This is a genomic window from Marinicella gelatinilytica (assembly GCF_026410405.1).
Classification (GTDB): Bacteria; Pseudomonadota; Gammaproteobacteria; order Xanthomonadales; family Marinicellaceae; genus Marinicella; species Marinicella gelatinilytica.
This window is the reverse complement of the sequence record NZ_JAPMLN010000015.1, coordinates 14,404-33,979: the sequence shown is the minus strand read 5'-3', so window position 1 is coordinate 33,979 and position 19,576 is coordinate 14,404. Positions and strand designations below refer to the sequence as shown.

At 43.2% G+C, this 19,576-nt stretch carries 13 protein-coding genes; 7 read left to right on the top strand and 6 right to left on the bottom strand.

Annotated elements, in window-relative coordinates; all coding sequences use genetic code 11:
- Positions 1-7: 7 nt before the first annotated feature.
- Positions 8-649 (top strand): LysE family translocator, encoded by a 642-nt coding sequence (locus tag OS173_RS10425; RefSeq protein WP_267184227.1) that lies wholly within the window; start codon positions 8-10, stop codon positions 647-649.
- Here OS173_RS10425 and OS173_RS10420 read toward each other — a convergent pair.
- On the bottom strand, positions 644-2,404 hold the full coding sequence (locus OS173_RS10420; protein ID WP_267184226.1) for an ABC transporter ATP-binding protein: 1,761 nt from the start codon (positions 2,402-2,404) through the stop codon (positions 644-646). The genes OS173_RS10425 and OS173_RS10420 overlap by 6 nt on opposite strands.
- A gap of 2 nt (positions 2,405-2,406) precedes the next feature.
- Positions 2,407-2,736, bottom strand: coding sequence for a DUF3301 domain-containing protein (locus tag OS173_RS10415; RefSeq protein WP_267184225.1), 330 nt, complete (start codon positions 2,734-2,736; stop codon positions 2,407-2,409).
- Between the two features lie 319 nt (positions 2,737-3,055).
- On the opposite strand from OS173_RS10415, the gene ppnN reads away from it, so the two are divergent.
- Positions 3,056-4,441 (top strand): nucleotide 5'-monophosphate nucleosidase PpnN, encoded by a 1,386-nt coding sequence (ppnN, locus tag OS173_RS10410; protein WP_267184224.1) that lies wholly within the window; start codon positions 3,056-3,058, stop codon positions 4,439-4,441.
- Here ppnN and OS173_RS10405 read toward each other — a convergent pair.
- The 4 genes from OS173_RS10405 to OS173_RS10390 all read right to left on the bottom strand — a co-directional run bounded on the left by OS173_RS10405 (position 4,438) and on the right by OS173_RS10390 (position 13,062).
- Positions 4,438-6,015: a DUF748 domain-containing protein gene (locus OS173_RS10405; protein ID WP_267184223.1), complete on the bottom strand. Its 1,578-nt coding sequence runs from the start codon at positions 6,013-6,015 to the stop codon at positions 4,438-4,440. The two genes, ppnN and OS173_RS10405, sit on opposite strands and share 4 nt — an antisense overlap.
- Complete coding sequence (locus OS173_RS10400) at positions 6,012-6,962, bottom strand: helix-turn-helix transcriptional regulator (RefSeq protein ID WP_267184222.1); 951 nt, start codon at positions 6,960-6,962, stop codon at positions 6,012-6,014. The genes OS173_RS10405 and OS173_RS10400 overlap by 4 nt, the downstream gene beginning before the upstream one ends.
- Positions 6,963-6,964: 2 nt before the next feature.
- Positions 6,965-8,920, bottom strand: coding sequence for an acetoacetate--CoA ligase (locus OS173_RS10395; RefSeq protein ID WP_267184221.1), 1,956 nt, complete (start codon positions 8,918-8,920; stop codon positions 6,965-6,967).
- A 140-nt stretch (positions 8,921-9,060) separates the two neighbouring features.
- Entirely contained in the window at positions 9,061-13,062 is a 4,002-nt protein-coding gene (locus tag OS173_RS10390) for an Ig-like domain-containing protein (RefSeq protein ID WP_267184220.1), read from the bottom strand.
- Positions 13,063-13,397: 335 nt separating this feature from the next.
- On the opposite strand from OS173_RS10390, the gene OS173_RS10385 reads away from it, so the two are divergent.
- The 5 genes from OS173_RS10385 to OS173_RS10365 all read left to right on the top strand — a co-directional run bounded on the left by OS173_RS10385 (position 13,398) and on the right by OS173_RS10365 (position 19,560).
- On the top strand, positions 13,398-13,922 hold the full coding sequence (locus tag OS173_RS10385) for a peroxiredoxin family protein (RefSeq protein ID WP_267184219.1): 525 nt from the start codon (positions 13,398-13,400) through the stop codon (positions 13,920-13,922).
- A 174-nt stretch (positions 13,923-14,096) separates the two neighbouring features.
- Positions 14,097-16,538, top strand: a complete 2,442-nt coding sequence (gene leuS, locus OS173_RS10380) for a leucine--tRNA ligase (RefSeq protein ID WP_267184218.1) — start codon at positions 14,097-14,099, stop codon at positions 16,536-16,538.
- Positions 16,535-17,044, top strand: coding sequence for an LPS-assembly lipoprotein LptE (locus OS173_RS10375; RefSeq protein WP_267184217.1), 510 nt, complete (start codon positions 16,535-16,537; stop codon positions 17,042-17,044). The genes leuS and OS173_RS10375 overlap by 4 nt, the downstream gene beginning before the upstream one ends.
- Complete coding sequence (gene holA, locus OS173_RS10370; RefSeq protein WP_267184216.1) at positions 17,044-18,054, top strand: DNA polymerase III subunit delta; 1,011 nt, start codon at positions 17,044-17,046, stop codon at positions 18,052-18,054. Before OS173_RS10375 ends, holA begins: the two co-directional genes overlap by 1 nt.
- 126 nt (positions 18,055-18,180) lie before the next feature.
- Positions 18,181-19,560 carry a cryptochrome/photolyase family protein gene (locus OS173_RS10365; RefSeq protein ID WP_267184215.1) on the top strand — a complete coding sequence of 460 codons (1,380 nt, stop codon included), beginning with the start codon at positions 18,181-18,183 and terminating at the stop codon, positions 19,558-19,560.
- Positions 19,561-19,576: the final 16 nt, after the last annotated feature.

Sequence of the window (19,576 nt, the reverse complement as noted above, 5' to 3'; positions counted from 1 at the left end):
ATAAGCTTTGTCCTTATACCTGGGTTTTGCTTTAGCTTCCTTGATTCTGGCCTTCACACCGGGTCCCGATATGTTAATGGTGATTACCCTGTCAGCCCGTGAAGGTCTGAAACCCGCCTTATTATTTATCTCCGGACTGGTTACAGGTGTCTGGTTTCATACTTTACTCTTATTGTTAGGCGTTTCAGCCTTAATTATCGCGATGCCCGGTGCCATGCGGTTGATGGCCACATTCGGTATGTTATATCTATTATATTTAGCCTGGATGACTTTTAAAGAGCGGCACGCATCGGTTTCTCAAAATGGTGCGGCGGGTTCAGCGCAGGTATTGGTATCCAATCAAAATCGATCGCGGTTTTGGCGTGGTATTATTATGAACATCAGCAACCCCAAAGTGTTGCTGTTTTTTTTGGCTTTCTTTCCCCAGTTCGCACAATTAGATGTTGCCGGCTATCAGCTTCGCATTGTTTTGTTGGCGGTTATTTTTATTGTATGCAGTTTCGCTGCATTTGCTCTGGTGGCATGGTTGACTGCTCAGCTCGGTCAAAAACAAATGACCAATCCGCGTTATAAAGTCATGATGGATTGGTTTAGCATTTTGGTCTTTGTGTTCTTGGCAGCTTTCATGTTTTTTACCTTGGTGTTATGAACGCATAGCGCCGGTTTGAATCGCCCATAGGTTTTGATAGCGACCATTTTGATTTAAGAGTGTCTGATGATCACCGGATTCGATAATTTGCCCTTGATCCATGACATATATGCAATCTGCGTTGACCACAGTCGACAGTCGATGGGCAATCACAATAACCGTTCGTCCATGACCGATGTTTGTCAGTGACTTTTGAATAGCGGCTTCGGTTTCGTTGTCTACCGCCGATGTGGCTTCATCTAAAACCATTATCGGTGGGTCTTTTAACAGAGCCCGAGCCAAAGCTATGCGTTGAATCTGTCCACCGGATAATTTACTGCCTTGTTCACCGACTTTGGTGTTGTAGCCTTGGGGAAGGGCGCTGATAAATCCATGTGCTTCGGCTTGTTTGGCTGCTTGATAAACTGCTGACTCATCGGCACTTGGGTTACCATAGAGGATATTGGTATAAATACTGTCATTGAATAAAAAGGTGGTTTGCGAAACCAGTCCGATTTGAGCACGTAAATATTTGAGATCAATAGTGTCAATGAGGTGGTTGTCCACACATAGACTGCCTGTATCAGTATGATAGTAGCGCATCAATAACTTAATAAGGGTGCTTTTACCGGAACCGGTTTGACCGACAAAGGCCACGGTTTGACCGGCTTTGATATGAACGTTAATGTCACGTACAGCAGCCGTGTGCTGACCGGGATAGGTGAATTTAATGTCGGCAAAGCAGATATCACCGCTCAGTGAAATCTGTTTAGCCTCTTTGCTTGAACGAATGGTGATTGGTTGATCCAATAAATTAAGAATGCGTCGCGCTGAAGCCATGCCACGCTCGTATAAATCCATGGTGATGGCTAAACTCCTAAAAGGCCATAATAATCGCTGAGTCAAGAACACCAGTACACCATAAGCACCCACAGCCAAATCACCCTTCAAAGTATCCAAACCACCAATTATAAAGGTGGCCAAAAAGCCCATTAAAATAGCCATCCGAATCACCGGAGTAAATGCAGAGCTGACTTTAATGGCGGCTTTGTTGGCATTAACGTAGTCTTCGCTGATGGCACTGATACGTTGTTGTTCGTATTGTTCTTTGGTGAAGCTTTTAATGGTGGCAATGCCGGTAATGTTGGTGTTAATGGCTGCAGCCAATTTGCCTGCGGTGGAACGTACTTTGGTATATAAAGGTTCGGCTTTTCTTTGAAAATAAAAGGCACCGAAAATTATCAGCGGAATTGGAGTAAAAGCCAATAATGCTAATTTTGGGGATAACACAAAAAACACCGCACCCACGGCCAATACCGACGTCAATACCTGCAAAATATCGTTGGCACCCACATTAAGAAAGCGCTCCAATTGATTAACATCATCATTAAGAATCGCTGTTAAGCGACCACTGGGTTGCTCTTCAAAAAACGCCATATCCATATTTTGAATGTGACGATAACTATCCACGCGGAAACGGTGTTGAATTTTCTGTGCCAGTTCGCGCCAATTTTTAAGGTATAAAAACTGAAATAGAGACTCACCAAACCAAATTAGTAAGGTTAAAAAACCCAATAAAAATAACTGATGCTGAGGCTCTACCACGCCCATTCGGGCAACAAAGGAGTCTTCTTTTTGAATCACCACATCAATGGCAATACCAATCAGAATTTCCGGGGCAATATCAAATAATTTATTGACCACCGAGCAGATTGACGCCCAGATGGCCTGACGTTTAAAAGCTTTGGCGTAAGACAGAACTTTAAATAAGGTCATGGTTAAAAATTTTGTAAGCGCAGGGTTTCAATGTCGTTACCGCGGTTGAATTGAACCTCAATAACGATTCCGCCATGGTGCTTAATGTGTCCGCTGTGGCGCTGAGCGTTGACGTCAGAGAATTCAAAATCAAAAACCCGTAACAAAGCCATACGGCCTAAACGTGGCTTTATTCTAATTTTTTGTTGCACCACTGAATCGTCTAAAAACGCATAGCCGCGCTCACGGGTTAACTGTTTACCGTAACGACGCACTTCTTCTATGGCTTTGGTTTGGTTGTACCAATAGGCAATAATAAAACCTAAAAGCATCAATAACGTTAATTCAAACATATTATTTTGTGGTTACAGTTAAGGTTTCAATCTGTTGATTGTAAGTGGTCTAGGAAGCAAATGAAACTGATTGTTCAGAGGTTTTAAATTTTAAAGCAAGTTAATCGTTGTGGTTGTTTGGATTTGATTTTGGCCATGGTTTTTCAGATCCGAAAGCGTTATAATAAGCTATGGAGTACTCCATATCCCATTAGAAAGCCGGCCATCAGTGTCGGCTTTTTAGTCAAAAAAATATCTTTTTTGACCCGCTATTTAACCAGAATTAAATCTAATTAGGTTATAAAGCAGTCTCATATAACTATAAAAAAAGGAAAAAATTATGAATTATAACGATATAAAAACCATTGATAAATGTACCATTGCCGCTCGGGGTGGTATGACTTTATTGTCACAAGAGGAAATTAACCGCATGATGGCCGTTGGTCAGGGCGGTGTTCACGAGTTGTTCCGAAAATGCTGTTTGGCGGTGTTAAACCATGACGCCAGTGATGATGATGCCATGGCGGTACTTCAACGCTACCCGGATTTTAATGTCAAATTGATTCCGCGGGAGCGTGGTATTCATTTGCAATTTACCAATGCCCCGGCGCAAGCTTTTGTCGATGGCAAGATGATTTCCGGTATTCGGGATTCTATTTTTGCGGTATTAAGAGACATCGTGTTTCAAAGTGCCCAAGCAGAAGTTAACAGCTTCGATTTACAACAGCCTTTTGATATCACCAATTACGTGTTTGAAATACTGCGTCGTGCTGAAGTTCATGAGTATGGCTTAGAGCCTAATTTGGTGGTCTGTTGGGGTGGTCATGCCATTAATCGCGTGGAGTATCAGTACACCAAGGATGTGGGCTATCAACTGGGTTTACGGGGCGCACACATCTGTACCGGCTGTGGTACCGGTGCCATGAAAGGGCCAATGAAAGGTGCCAGTGTCGGTCACGCCAAACAACGTATAGACAATGGCCGTTATGTGGGCTTGACTGAACCCAGTATTATTGCCGCTGAAGCGCCCAATCCGATTGTCAATAATTTGGTGATTATGCCGGATATTGAAAAGCGTCTGGAAGCCTTTGTGCGACTGGGTCATGGCATTATTGTGTTTCCCGGCGGTGTGGGAACAGCAGAAGAAATTCTGTATTTAATCGGTATTCTATCCGACAAAAAAAACCAAGGTATTCCCTTCCCATTCATTATGACAGGTCCGAAAGAGTCAGCAGACTATTTTTATCAAATTGATGAGTTTATACGCTTTACTTTGGGTGATGAGGTGGCTGATTTGTATGAAATCATCATTGATGATGCTGAGCAAGTGGCAGTGAAAATGATGGCTGGTATGTCCGCGGTTAAACTGCACCGCAGTCGCAACAGAATCAGTTATTACTTTAACTGGGCTTTACACATCGATGAGAAATTACAATTTCCATTTATTCCTACCCATGAAAATATGGCGTCATTGAAGCTCTATCGTGATCGACCTTTGGGTGAATTGGCCGCCTCGTTACGGGCAGCTTTTTCAGGTATTGTCGCCGGTAATGTAAAAGAGTTTGGTCGCCAGCAGGTGATGGAACATGGCGTCTATCAAATACACGGTGAAACCGAACTGATGGATAAACTCGATACCCTGCTAAAAGCCTTTATCGATCAAAAACGCATGAAATTGCCCGGCAGCGAATATGTGCCGGTATTTGAAGTGGTTAAAGAAAACTAAAAGTGACAAGCCTTTGTGTTGTCATGATCAATGAGCACCCGCCACAGGCCCTCGACTTGTGGCGGTGGTGCTTGGTTTAAAATATTTTCACCTTTAGTCAAAGTTTCTTCATCCATTTGGCGGACCTCGATTTGGTTAGTGGTGATGTCGTTTAACGACAATGTCCTGTGATTGCTATCAATAACGATTGACGCCAGATTCAACTGTTGGGCTTTAACTTGTTGCTTGTTATCACTCGCCATTAAGTCTGGTAATTGCCACATGCCTTGCGTGCTGATGACGCCTTGTTGAAAACAATACGCACTATTAACTGTTAGTTCGCCATGTTGTATTTGCCAAGGACTCAACTCAACAAGCCAAGGGTTCATACGTGATAAATCAAGCTCTGAAGCAACAATTTCTCCCTTTAAACGAACTGGGTTGAGAAAACCACTGGTACTTATATTGACTGGATGTTCAAAGGGTGATGTTAAATGACCAGCCATGGTAAGAATCTGCACACCTTTTTGTTCTGTTAAAGACAGCTCTTGTATTTGTGCTATAACAGGGGGCTTTTGTTCCGCTAAACTGATCTGCCAATCGGTGAGTGATAAATTCTGTAATTGCCATGTCCAGCTGGCATCTGATGATTCTGATTCAGGAAAGTATTCCATTATATTTAGAGGGTCAATATTGGCCATGAGTTGACCTTTGTTACTACTGATTTGGCCAATGTCTGCGTTATAGGTATTGAAATCGACAGTTATGGCTTGGCCTTCAAAAATGGTTTCTACCAGGTTTAATGGTGGCCATTGTAATTGACTCATATGTACAGTGAAATTCGATATTTGCATGATTGGTTGTTGATTTTTCGGCCACCTTAAAACACCTTGTGCGCTGAGCAGACCTGTTATGTTTGTCTCGGAAAATTCTGCCGGTAACCACATGGCTAAACTGGTCAGTGGCCAGTCGGACAGCTGCCAATGAAAATCTTGATTTCCAGCGGGCTTTTTTTGGATTTTTAGTTCGCCATCAGGTTGTGTTTTTAGGCTGACAAACATGGATTCTTCGTTAGTTATATCAGATAAGTTAATATCAACGTCGATATCAGTAACTTTAAATTGTTGTTGTTGTCTTGTTACAGTGACAACACTGTCTATAATGTCAAGTTGACCAAAGTTGATCTGCCAGACACTGGGCTCATTGTTTGATTGCGATAACTTTGGGCTGATAAGTTGGTTTTGCTCATCAAAAACAATGTTTAAGTGCGCATGTTCTAATCGAATCTTTTGTATGTCTACTTGTTCTTGCATTAATGGAATTATATGCCAGTCAATATGAGCTTGTTGTGCCCTCAGTATGTTGGTTTGAGATAAATCTTTTACGGATAAATCATTGATATGAATATTCAAGGTCAGCGGATTAATCCATAATTTTTGGTAATCAATCTGCAAATTTTGTTCCTTCAGCCGATTATTGATGGGGGCTTTGAGCCAGCTTGGCAGTACCCACAAAAGAGCCACAAAATAAACCACCATGCCGATTAAGAAAAAAAGACCAATGATTCGTTGTCGACGTCGCTTGGATTTTGTCATGACGCAGGTTGATTATAGTGAGCTAAGGTATTTCGCAAATCTTGCTGCATGGTTTGACGTAGACTCACCGGCGCTAGAATTTCTGCGGCTTCACCCAATTGGCGAATATCGGCCAACAATTCAGCATCATGTTGATAGGGGATTTCAATGACTAAATGGTGGCCTTTTTGTTCAACAATTTTTTGTCCCGAATGCCAAATTTGATTTTCTACCCAAGGCGCTTGTTGTAAATCGATGCGGATTTTGGCATGTTCGGTGGCCTTACCGGCAAACAAGCCGTAGCTATTGGCATAATGTTGACGTAATTCATCTTTATCATGTTGCTGACTGCGTTCTATATCAACCTGGGCTTGTTCAATAAGTTCAACAGCAAATAACCGCAAACCTTCTTTCTTGTGGCACCAGGCGTCCAGATACCAATTATTTTTATAATATGTCAAATGTTGAGGCGATACCAAGCGTTGTGATGTTAATCCCTGACGTGATCGGTAAGTCATGTTGAGTTTTTTTTGCTGTTGTAACGCCGTCAGAACGGTTAAAAAAATCTGAGGACTGGCTTTTCTCACCAGGGTTGGAATAAATTGAATCAGCTTTTGGTTGGTAATCCCTTGTTCTGCCAGCAAATCAGCAATACCGTTCGTTATGCGCGCAATGGGTGCCGCCAGATTGTCACCGTGTAATTTATTGAGAATATCGGCGGCCATTAATAAGCCCTGGGCTTCTTCAGCCGTAAAACGGATACCGGGTAGGGCAAAGTTGGCTTTTTTATCGTAGTAAAAACGGTGCTCATCATCCTGTAATATGGGTGCTTGGTAATGAGTTTTCAGTTCGTTAATACGGCGGTAAACGGTGGCTTTGGAACAATTAAGCCGATCCATCAGCTGCTCAACTGTTATCGGTGAGCGCCGATCTTGTAGAATCTGATCCAATTGTTCCAAACGCTTCATAGTTAGCTGTTTAATTCCGGTAAGTCTTTGTATAAATCCAAAGCCTCAGGATTGGCCAGCGCATCGGTGTTAGCCACTTCTTTACCATGAATCACATCACGCACCGCCAATTCCACCATTTTCCCACTGATGGTTTTTGGGATATCGGTGACTGCAATAATTTTCGCCGGGACATGGCGTGGAGTGGTGTTTTGGCGGATGGTGGTTTTAATCTGTTTAATCAATTCATCATCCAATTGATAACCTTTTTGCATTACCACAAACAAAATAACCCGGGTATCATCACCCCATTCCTGGCCGACCACAATACTCTCTAAGATTTCAGTATGCTTCTCCACTTGTCGGTATATTTCTGCGGTACCAATGCGTACGCCACCCGGGTTCAAGGTGGTGTCAGAACGACCATAAATAATCATGCCGCCTTGTGGGGTGATTTCGGCTCGATCTGAATGGCACCAAATATCCGGGTATTTATCAAAATAAGCCGCTTTATACTTCTCGTTATTTTCATCGTGCCAAAAATAAACCGGCATCGCAGGAAAGGCTTTGTCGCAAGCCAGTTCACCCGGTTCACCGATAAGGCTTTTTTTATCTTCGTCCAGGACCTTAACAGATAAGCCCAAACCCAAACATTGTAATTGACCGCGATAGACCGGTAAGTCGCTGCAGCCCAAGGCAAAACATGAACATATATCGGTACCACCTGAAATCGAAGACAGACAGACATCTTGTTTAACATCACGGTAAACAAAATCAAAATTTTCCGGTAATAATGGTGAGCCGGTAGAAAAAATGGTTTCAAGGCTCGACAAGTCATGACTTTTTTTGGGTTTTAAACCGGCTTTTTCCACCGCAGAAATCCATTTGGCTGAAGTGCCAAAATGGCTGATTTTTTGTGCATCAATTAAATCAAACAAGCGGTTACCGTCAGGATAAAACGGCGAGCCGTCATATAGCACCACGGTGGCACCGGTGGCCAGTCCTGACACCAACCAGTTCCACATCATCCAGCCACAGGTGGTGAAATAAAACAGTGATTTGTCGCTGGTGATGTTGCTGTGGATTTGCAGTTCTTTTAAATGCTGTAACAAAATACCGCCGGTGCGATGGACGATACATTTGGGTTTGCCGGTGGTGCCGGAAGAATAGAGGATATACAGTGGATGATCAAACGCCACCGGTGTGAATTCAACTTGTGCAGTGTTATCCGTGTTCGCCAACCAATCACTCAGGTAAACCGCATTATCCGGCAGTGTATCATTGGTTTGTTCGACAAAATCAACCACCACAATGTGTTCAATACTGCTTATTTGTTGGTTAATATGTCCGACTTTTTCCAGACAATCATGGGTTTTACCGTTGTAATAATAGGCGTTGGCACAAAACAAAACTTTCGGCTCAATTTGGCCAAAGCGGTCGACCACGCCGTTCATGCCAAAATCAGGCGACGTTGATGACCACACCGCACCCAAGGAAGTGGCCGCCAGCATCGCCATGATGGTTTCGGGAATGTTAGGCATAAAAGCCACCACCCGATCGCCACTGGTGACGCCGCACTGCATTAGTTTTTGTTGAATTTGGGCGACTTTTTGATGTAACTCTCGATAACTATAATTAACAGTTTGGCCTTGTTCATCGGTGAAGTTAATGGCCAAATCATCATCATTTTTGCGTAATAGGTTTTCGGCAAAGTTCAGTGTCATGCCGGCAAACCATTCCGCTTCAATCATGTGACCGTCATCTTGTAAATCTTGGACAGCATCTTGATGATAAATAACACCACAAAAATTAATAATGTCGCGCCAAAACTGACCACGGTTATTAATTGAATAGTCATGTAATTGGGAATAGCCGTTGAGTGTTAAATTATGTTGTTGATTAACAAAGTCCGTGAAACGGCTTAATTGGCTGTCTTTAATATGCTGTGGTTTGGGTTGCCAGATGGGTTGTTCAGTCATTTTTACCTAATCAGTTTCTTGTTAAAAAATTAATTTTAACAAGAAACAGCTTAAGTTTACCTATTATTATCTTAAGCGGCATCAAAAAAACGGCGAAACGATGATAATCACCGTTTCGCCGTTGCGGTCATCCCCCTGGATCACTGGAGGTTTAGTAATTGCTCCAATTGTAAATTGGTGGATTCAATGGTGCCGGGTGCGGCACATTCGAAACCATCTTTATAGAGGAACTGGTACAACAAATCACTGTCCTCTGCCTGGTTATTGGTTGGATTAACATCTGTTTCACCACTTGGCATAACAACTGCAGTAGTGACATCGATGAAGTCATACAGTGAACCATCGACATTGGCATTCATGGTAAACATCATCGATTCGTTCACATCAAGATTAATCAGCTCATCAATCTCACCTTGACCAGTCGTGGGATGGTTGCACACTTGGCCATTTTGTGTGGCACAATCCCATTCTGCTGTGGTGATATTTTCAGGAAGCTGAGTGGTTAGTCGAGCACCTTGAATGGCTTTATTACCTTCGTTACTAACTGTTAAATAGTAAGTAATCGATTGTTGAGGCAAACTGCCATTAATACAATTGGTAATAAAGACGGATAAATCAGGTCGAGCATCATCATCTTCATTCACGGCATTGATTGAATTCACTTGAGCGCCATTATAGTTGTTGTCTTGTGAACTCAAAGGACTGAAATTAATGGTGTAAGACTGATCAAGATCATAGTCATTGTCATCGACACCGGTCACAGTAATGGTTACCGGTTGATTCCAGTTAGCGGTGGTAAAGGTCACTGAAGTTGGTGATACAGTGCCTTCACTGGTATCGCTGCTGCTGATATCAACGGTGACATCGGCGGATGGTGTCAGCGGTAAGACCACAGTGAAGCTGTCGCTACCACCGGCTTCGGTGGTCGTTAACTCAGCAGATGCATTGACTACTAAGGTATAGGCTGCACCTGCGTTAACTGTAAAGCTTACAGTGCCCGGATCTGAATCATTACCGGCGGCATCTCTGGCTATGGCTTGTAATTGCTGTAAGCCGTCGGTTAATGGTGAGATCGGGGTACAAGACCATTGACCTGAGGAATTTACGTCTGCCACACACACAGGGTTACCACTTTGATCGCTCACAGTGAGTGTGCTGCCCGCTTCAGCGGTACCACTGATGACAGGTGATGCATTGTTGATGGTGGTCCCATTCTGTGGTGTGTCAATGGTCGGAACAGCAGGTGCTTGGGTATCTAAGCCACCCGATATTTCGGTTTGGTCAGATTCATTACCCGCCGGATCAGTTTGTGTGGCAATAATGTCATCACCATCAACTAAGTTACCGTTTAAAGCACATGACCATGTGCCATCTGGTTGCACGGTGGTGCTACAAAACGCACCGCCGGGAGTCGTTACATTGACAGTGGCACCGGGTTCACCGGTTCCGGTGACAGACTGGCCATTGCTTGGTGAACTTACGACAGGCGCATCAGGCTTCATGGTATCAACTGTAATGGTGACAGATTCAGGATTAGATGTGTTACCTGCGACATCGCTGGCAGTGACATCAATTTGTACCGAGCCGTCATTAACCGCCGGATGTACATCACAAGACCAATCGCCATTGACATCGGCAGTGGTACTACAAACTTCAACACCACCAATGGTAACACTAATCTCAGCACCGGCTTCAGAGGTGCCTGACACAGTTGGGGTATTATTGTTGGTTAAGTCACTATTAACAGGCGCTGTAATAGTAACAGCAGGTGCTTGGGTATCCAGTCCACCTGCAACGATGGTTGGATCGGAGGTATTGCCGGCGGCATCTTCTTGGCTAACGGTGATGTCATCACCATCGGCAAAGGGACCGGTTAATGTACAAGACCAACTGCCATCGGGTTGTACCACAGTGGTACATTCTCCGCCGCTTTCAGTGGTCACTGTTACCGTGGCACCGGGTTCGCCGGTACCAGTAATGGGTTGACCGTTGGTTGGTGCATCCACGCTGGGTGCTGTAGGAGCTTGCGAATCTATTTCAACGGTTACTGAAGTGGTGGCGGATTGATTACTGCCGCCATCGCTGGCAAAGGCTGAAATAATAACGCTGCCATCAGTTAGTGGCGGTGAAATATCACAAGACCAGTTACCTTGAGGATTGACAGTGGCCTGACAGCTGCCACCTTGATTGGTGAGTACATCAATTTGAGCACCCGGCTGACCGGTGCCACTGATAGTTGGGGTGTTATCGTTGAGCAAATCATTGTCACTTGGTGAAGAAATCACCGGTGCCAATAAAGTTATGACCGTTTGGGTTGTATCAGAGTCCTGGTGGTTGTTATTGGCACCATCAACAGCCGTTAAATCAACAGTGTTATCAATTGTGCCACCGGTGTTCATGTCATTTTGTGTAACCATATAGGTGTAGCTGTCACAGCTCATACTTGTAAAAGCCGCTAAACTATTGCTTGGGCAAGTTACACCCAATGGCGCCATGTCATCGTTTAATACAATGTTTGACATACTCATATTGCCGGTATTCTCAACACTGATATTAAAAGTAATTTCATCGCCGGCATCAGCCGTTCCGGGATTGCCGTTATCAATGGTTAGTTGCGCAGTTTTTGTGATATTAATACCTGCTGATGCAACCACATTAATGATGGCATCATCTTCAGCGGTTAATAATTCATTTGGCGTTGTTTGAGGATTAAAATCAATGGTTGCTATGTTGGTTAAAGAACCGGAGTTTTGATTGTCAACGGTGGCCTGAAATTTTACCACGGCTGATTCGCCGGGTAGAAAATCACCACCTTGATTGGCCCCGGCGTTGTTGCCGACCCAAAAAGTAATGGTGCGATTATTGGCATCGTATTCGGCACTGTCATCACCGGAAGAATCACTCATGGCTCCGGCAGGACCTGCCGATGCAGTGACAATTTCTAAAGAATTATCTACATAAGTCAAACCAACAGGCAATGCATCGGTGACAACTGTATTAATAGCCACATCTTGACCGGTGTTTTCAAAAGCAACGCGATATTCAATGACATCACCGGGTTCAACCTGACCACCGTTCAAATCAGTGGCGGTTTTATCCATGCTGGAATCAAAATCAGGCAGGTATAAATCGGTGACAAATGCCAGTACATGCGGAAAATAAGAATCGCCGTTGGTCACAAAGTCGATGTTGGCTTGGGTTTTGCCGTTTGACAGCAAGCCAGAAACATCAGTCATCACTAAATCCATGGCCAATTGATTGACATAATCCGGATTTTTTGTGGTTACCCGTGAATTAAAAGAAGTGATACTGCTGTTCCAGTAATTATTGGCCGGGTTCAATGAATCACTTAACGTATTGCCTTCAAAAACAAAGGCATCACCGGTAATGGATTGATCTCCTTCCCAAACCAAAGCACCTAAGTAAGTGTTAAAACTGCCGGAATAGGGCGTCACTAAATTGTCTGTGCTGATTGATACAGTATTGGTGCCGGTTATTTTAGCCGCACCATCAAATAATATCAGACGTCTAAAGGGCTGGCTGTTGTCTTGATAAATAACGGCGATGGCCCAACCACCATAAAAACCTAAACCGTCATTACCTGTTTTGGCGGTTAAATCGGCCACCGTATAATTGCCGGAACCGCCGGTGGCGACAATTTGAGTGACATCAGCGGAAGCTTGATAAGGGCGAGATCCCGAAGCGCCTTCTGTTGTGAAGGTATCAATGGTATGTGCTGTTACTTGACTGTATGTGCTGCTACCGGGTGCTTTAATGCGGATTTTATCGCGATTATTGGCTGTGCTGTTATGACGTCCACTCCAGTAAAGTTCAGCGTGGAGAACCGTGGCACCATTGGGAATGGTTAAATTGGCGCTGGAGGAATTGTTGTAACCTGCAGCGGTGTCAACATTAACAAAAACCATCCCTGTACTATTCGAGCCATTATATTCACCATTTTGATAATTATCACACCACCAGTCATTGGCATCACATGTCAACAAGGTATTACCAGCCATGGTAATATTACCATTAACGTTATAACTGACACGGTCTTCAAAACTTCGTGTCACCTGACTCTGGCCACTAAAAGCCGTTAAAACATTTAAAATAAGAAAAGAAAGTATGATTCTCGAGGTCATTTTTACACCCTATTTTTAGATTTTGTGATTTATATCACAAAAACAGCACAAGAAAAGCGAATATTTGCAAATAGTCCTCGATTAAATTTATTTTTTTGTGAATTGGGTCACATAAATATCAATTCGTCATGGGAATGACGTAATTTGTCATGTTTCAACGTAAATCGTTTAATACGCATCAATTTGTGCTTAAAATAACATCAAAAATAGTGAGCTAATCACAACAAAATATTAAAATATTTATAAAACTTTGGATTAATTCAAAATTTCTAAACTATTTCATTCAGGCGAAGTCCAAGGCTGTGATTACACACAGATCACCTCAGTGACACAACATGTTAAAGACCTATAAGAAGCTCAGAGAAAATAAATACAATGCTTTGTTAATGGATGCGGTATTTATTGTTATGGTTTTGGTGGCTTTTTCTTGGTGGCAAAATAAAGGCACCTTAGCGGCCAAGGGTCAGCAAGCGCCGGATTTTAACTTAGCCTCCTTAAATGGCGATACTTATCAGTTATCTGATTATCGTGGTCGTCAGGTGTTGGTATATTTTTTTGCCCCCTGGTGCCATATTTGTCGTGCTTCTGCACCCAATTTAAATGATCTGCGCGCTGCGCGTAGTGAAGAGGATGTCATGATTTTTATGATTGCGCAATCCTATGAATCAATTGTTGCCGTTGAGGAATTTGTTGCTGACCTGGATTTAGCGGTACCGGTATTAATAGGTGGTGAACAACAAATGCTTGATTATAAGATTAAAGGTTTCCCATCCTATTATGTGATTAACGAACAGGGTGAGTTGGCTTCTCGATCAATTGGTTACAGTACTGAATTGGGTATGCGTTTGCGAACCCGCTAAGCAATTAAAGCCTTTTTTTGTCAATCAAGGTCGTGTGCAAAGAAGTCTCATAAAAAAATCCATGAATGTCAGTGCAAGGCACACTATAATTACGGCTTGTATAAACCAGTATTCAGTTAACGCTGACTACTGGTTTTGGTTTTTAGCCTTTAGATAGAGTTTGCTGACTTGACAATGAAACTGTACGACCCACAAAAAGTAGAACAACATGCCCAACAATTATGGGATACACAACAGACCTTCAGGGTATCTCCTGACAACGATAAAGAAAAATATTACTGCTTAAGCATGTTCCCTTACCCCAGTGGAAAATTGCACATGGGGCATGTGAGAAACTACACCTTAAGTGAAGTCATTGCGCGTTTTCAAAAAATGCAGGGCAAAAATGTACTGCATCCCATCGGTTATGACGCGTTTGGTTTGCCTGCTGAAAATGCCGCCATTCAAAACAAAACTGCACCGGCGAAATGGACTTATGCCAATATGGCGGAAATGACCAGTCAATTGAAAAGACTGGGTTTTGCCTATGACTGGACTCGGCAATTAGCCACCTGTGATCCGGATTATTACCGCTGGGAGCAGTGGTTATTTGTGCAATTATTTAAACAAGGCCTGGTTTATCGTAAAGATGCGACTGTAAACTGGGATCCGGTTGACCAAACTGTATTGGCCAATGAACAAGTCATCGATGGCAAAGGTTGGCGCTCAGGCGCAGAAGTGGTGCGTAAGACCATTCCGCAGTGGTTTTTAAAAATAACGGATTATGCTGAGGAGTTATTACAGTCTTTAGACAATATGCCGGGTTGGCCTGATTCAGTTAAAACCATGCAAAAGAATTGGATTGGTAAGTCCAAGGGCCTTGAGCTTGATTTTGAGGTACCTGAATTTGGTCGCATCAGTATTTTTACGACCCGACCGGATACCTTGTTTGGTGTCTCCTATATGGCGGTGGCACCGGAACATCCCTTGGCGTTAAAAGCAGCAACCACCAACCCTGATTTGGCTGAGTTTTTAACCCAGTGCAGTAAAGAACAAAGCAATGAAGCGGCCATGGCCACCATGGAGAAAAAAGGTATGCCCACCGGCTTAATCGCTGTGCACCCGCTCACCGGTGAGGAGATTCCGGTGTGGGTAGCGAATTTTGTGTTAATGTCTTATGGCACCGGTGCAGTGATGGCTGTACCCGGTCATGATGAACGCGATCATGAATTTGCCCTGAAATATAACTTACCAATTAAACGGGTGATTGAAGGTGATGGCGATATTCAAGCCACACCGGAAACGGACTACGGTATCCTGATCAATTCAGGTGAGTATGATGGTCTGAATTTTGATCAGGCCTTTCAGCGTATGCAGCACTATTTTGAAGATAAAGGTACCGGTCGCTTGCAAATAAATTACCGTTTACGTGATTGGGGCGTGTCAAGACAACGTTATTGGGGTTGTCCGATTCCGATTATTTATTGTGATAAATGTGGCGCCCAACCGGTACCAGAAAATGATTTACCGGTGATATTACCGGAAGATGTGGTGTTTGATGATACCGGTGGTTCTCCGATTAAAAAAATGCCTGAATTTTATGAAACTGTGTGTCCAAAATGTCATGAACCGGCAACCCGTGAAACCGATACCTTTGACACTTTTATGGAATCATCCTGGTATTATGCGCGTTATACCTGTCCTGACTATGATCAGGGAATGCTGAGTGATGAAGCCGATTATTGGCTGCCGGTGGATCAATACATTGGCGGTGTTGAGCATGCCATTTTACATTTACTGTACGCCCGTTTTTATCATAAGGTCCTGCGTGATCAAGGTCTGATTAATTCGGATGAACCTTTTAAACGCTTACTGACTCAGGGCATGGTACTGAAAGATGGCGCTAAGATGTCTAAATCCAAAGGCAACACCGTCGATCCACAAGCTTTAATTGACCGATATGGTGCCGATACCGTGCGTTTATTTTCCATGTTTGCCGCGCCACCGGAACAATCACTGGAGTGGTCTGATGAAGGTGTTGAAGGGGCTTCTCGTTACCTGAATCGCTTATGGCACAATGTTCAGGAATTTATTGCACAAAATCACAAAGTGGGTTCTTTGGATAAACAAAATATGACGTCTGAACAGCAACAAATACGTTATAAAATCCATCAAACCATTGGCAAGGTTACCGGTGATATTGATGAACGACAACATTTTAATACTGCCATAGCTGCGATGATGGAATTAACCAATGCACTGACTAAATTCAAAGATGACAGTAGCAACGGTGTGGCGTTGTTACATGAAGGGTGGTTAACGCTGGTTAAAATGCTGAGTCCATTCGCACCACATATAACTCAAGTGCTGTGGGAAGATTTAGAGCAGACAGGACTGTTAGCAGAAGCTGATTGGCCGGTTGTGGATAACAGCGCATTGGTTCAGGATGAGGTTGAGATTGTGGTCCAAGTTAACGGTAAACTACGGGCAAAAGTTAAAGTTGCTGCGGATGCTGACAAAGAGTCTGTTGAAGCCATTGCATTGGCAGAAGAAAATGTTCAGCGATTTGTCGATGGCAAAACCATTCGAAAAATTATTGTGGTGCCAAAAAAATTGGTTAATGTGGTGGTCTCATGATCTATTTTCGTGTTTTGTTTTTAAGTACGGTATTGCTATTTGTTGGTTGTGGCTATCATTTAAAACAGCCTTACCAGTTACATCCGGCATTAAATAATACACATTTAAATCTGGCGTTAACCTCACCCTTATATCAACCGCTGGCTACCGCCTTAACCAATCAAGGCATTAATTTGGTTGATACGGATTCTGCCGATGCATTAATGGTGATTGGCTTTAACCAACTGCGAAAAGAAGTACAATCCATTGGTGTGAATAATCGTGTGCAGGAATACCGATTAGATTATCAACTTGATTTTAAGGTCTATATAGACGGTGAGTTGGCGTTAGCGTCTAGACGCTTACAGATTAGTAAAGATTATGCCTTTGACATTAGTCAAATTACCGGCGCCCAAAGCGAAGAACAGTTGTTAAGAGAGCAACTGTACCAAGATATGGCTGAGATAATTATCCGCTATTTAGCGAATCAAAGCAGTCAGATACTAACAGCTGAATCACAACCCTAATGCGACTTTACGCCAACCAGTTTCAATCTCGTATTAATAACACGTTGGATAAGTGTTACTTGTTGGTGGGTGATGAGCCATTACAGAAACAAGAAGCGTTTGATGCGGTACTAAAAAAAGCCCGAGAGCAGGGCTTTACCGAGCGAGAGCGGCACATCGTTGATACCAAGTTCCAATGGTACGATCTCCAAAATGCATCAGCCAATTTATCCCTGTTTGCAGAAAAGCGCATCATAGATCTGCATATGCCCTCGGGTAAAGCCGGTCAAAAAGGTTCTAAATTCCTGACCGAGTTTGTTAAAAATTTACCTGTGGATATACTGTTAATCATTCGCTGTGATGAATGGACCATGGCCAATGATAAAACCAAATGGGTTAAAACCTTCATAGACGAAGGTGTCTTTATGCGTGTTTATCAACCTGATGTTAAAGAATTACCCAATTGGATGGCCGCCCGTTGTCGACAATTAAAACTCAATATTGATGCGCAAGCCATTGGGCTGTTAGCTTATCGTTTAGAAGGCAATCTATTGGCAGCCGCGCAAGAGCTTGAAAAATTAAAAATGCGCTTCGGCGATCAGCATCTTGATATAAAAGACATTGCAGGTCTGGTGGCGGATAATGCCAGATTCGATGTGTTCCGATTAACGGATGCTCTTATGGATGGTGACAGTGGTCGGGCCATCCGTGTGGCGCGATCATTGCAACAAAATGACACCTCGCCGGTCATTGTGCATTGGGCTTTAGAAAGCCTGACCAGACAATTGGCTGAGTTGGCTTTTTTGCGTGAAAAAAACAGTAATATTTCCAATGCGGATTATCAACGTATGCGGATCTGGCCAAAACAACAAGCCACCTTTCAACGGGTATTAAATCGGTTAAATCGAATTAGAATTGAGCACTTGTTGCAACAATTATGTGACATTGATTTTATGATTAAAGGTCGTCGCCAAGGCAGTCCATGGCAAGCCACTGAACAATGGCTGGCCAATTTTAATCAGCGGCTATAAATTCTAAAGCCCATGAATTTAAACCAAAATGGCTTAAGCTCTGGTCACGATTAATACACGAGCCTGTTTTAGACTTATTTTTCACGGTTTATTTGCTTAAATGACACATTTAGAATCAAAAAAAGTATGCATATTATTTGGTTTCGAGATGATTTACGGTTAACAGATAATCCGGCCTTAACAGCAGCCGTCAATCAGGCCAATCAAGATAACTGCCCGTTAATTGCTTTATTCATACGATGCCCCGAGCAAGATGAGAAGCACCACCGTGCCCCAGCACAAGCTGACTTTATCGATGCCAATATCGCTGATTTGATACCGCGACTTCAGAAAATCAATATTTCATCCATGGTAAAATCCGTACCGCTTTTTGATCATGTACCGGCGGTTTTTGAGTCATTATTGGATATGCACGCGATAAAGAAAGTTTTTTTCAGTCGCAATTATTTGTTGAATGAGCAGAAACGTGATCAAGCTGTGATTGAATTGTTACAGCAACATCAGGTTACTGTACAAGTGAAAGAGCCCGCCTATTTATTATCACCAAAATCCATCGAAAAAAATTCAGGCGGCATGTATCACGTCTTCACCCCTTATAAAAAACAGTTTATCCAACAGATTAAGAACAGCTATGAGTCACCTTTAACAATGCCTGATCAGGTGAAAAATGAATTTTTGGGTGAGTTACCAGGAGATTCGTTATGCGTAGATTGGCAGCACCCATGGTGGCCGATAGGAGAATCCGCAGCCCGACAACGGTTGTGCCAATTTGTAGACAATCAACGCTATCATAAATTAAGAGATTATCCGGCAATATCAGGAACTTCAAAACTGTCTCCTTATCTGGCGTTGGGTATTATCAGTGCCCGCCAGTGTCTTGCACAGGCTTTAAAACAACAGGGTGAGTCGGCCTTTGAATCCACCTGGGTGAGTGAGCTTATTTGGCGTGAGTTTTATCATGATTTGGTGGCTTTTTATCCGCGTTTGGTGAAACATAAAACCTTTAAAACAGATGCCATGGATGACTGGCATTATGATGAGGCCATCGTTAAGGCTTGGAAAACCGGCCATACGGGTTTTCCCATCATTGATGCCGGTATGCGCCAGCTTAAACAAGAACATTGGATGCATAATCGGGTGCGAATGCTGACCGCGTCTTTTTTGACCAAGTTGTGTTTACATGATTGGCGCATTGGTGAGCAGCATTTTATGGCACACCTGATTGATGGTGACTTTGCCTCCAATAATGGCGGTTGGCAATGGTCGTCTGCCACCGGCTGTGATGCGGCGCCATACTTTCGTATTTTCAATCCCACCACCCAATCCCAAAAATTTGACGAACAGGGTGAGTACATCCGTCAGTATGTCCCTGAACTTAAAGAACTATCGAACAAAGAGATTCATAATCCCGGCGAACAACAGCGGCGGGACTGTGACTATCCGGCGCCAATTATTGATTATAAGCAAGCCCGGGCGCAGGCACTGGATTGGTTTAAGTCTGGATAAATTACGCTATTTTTTA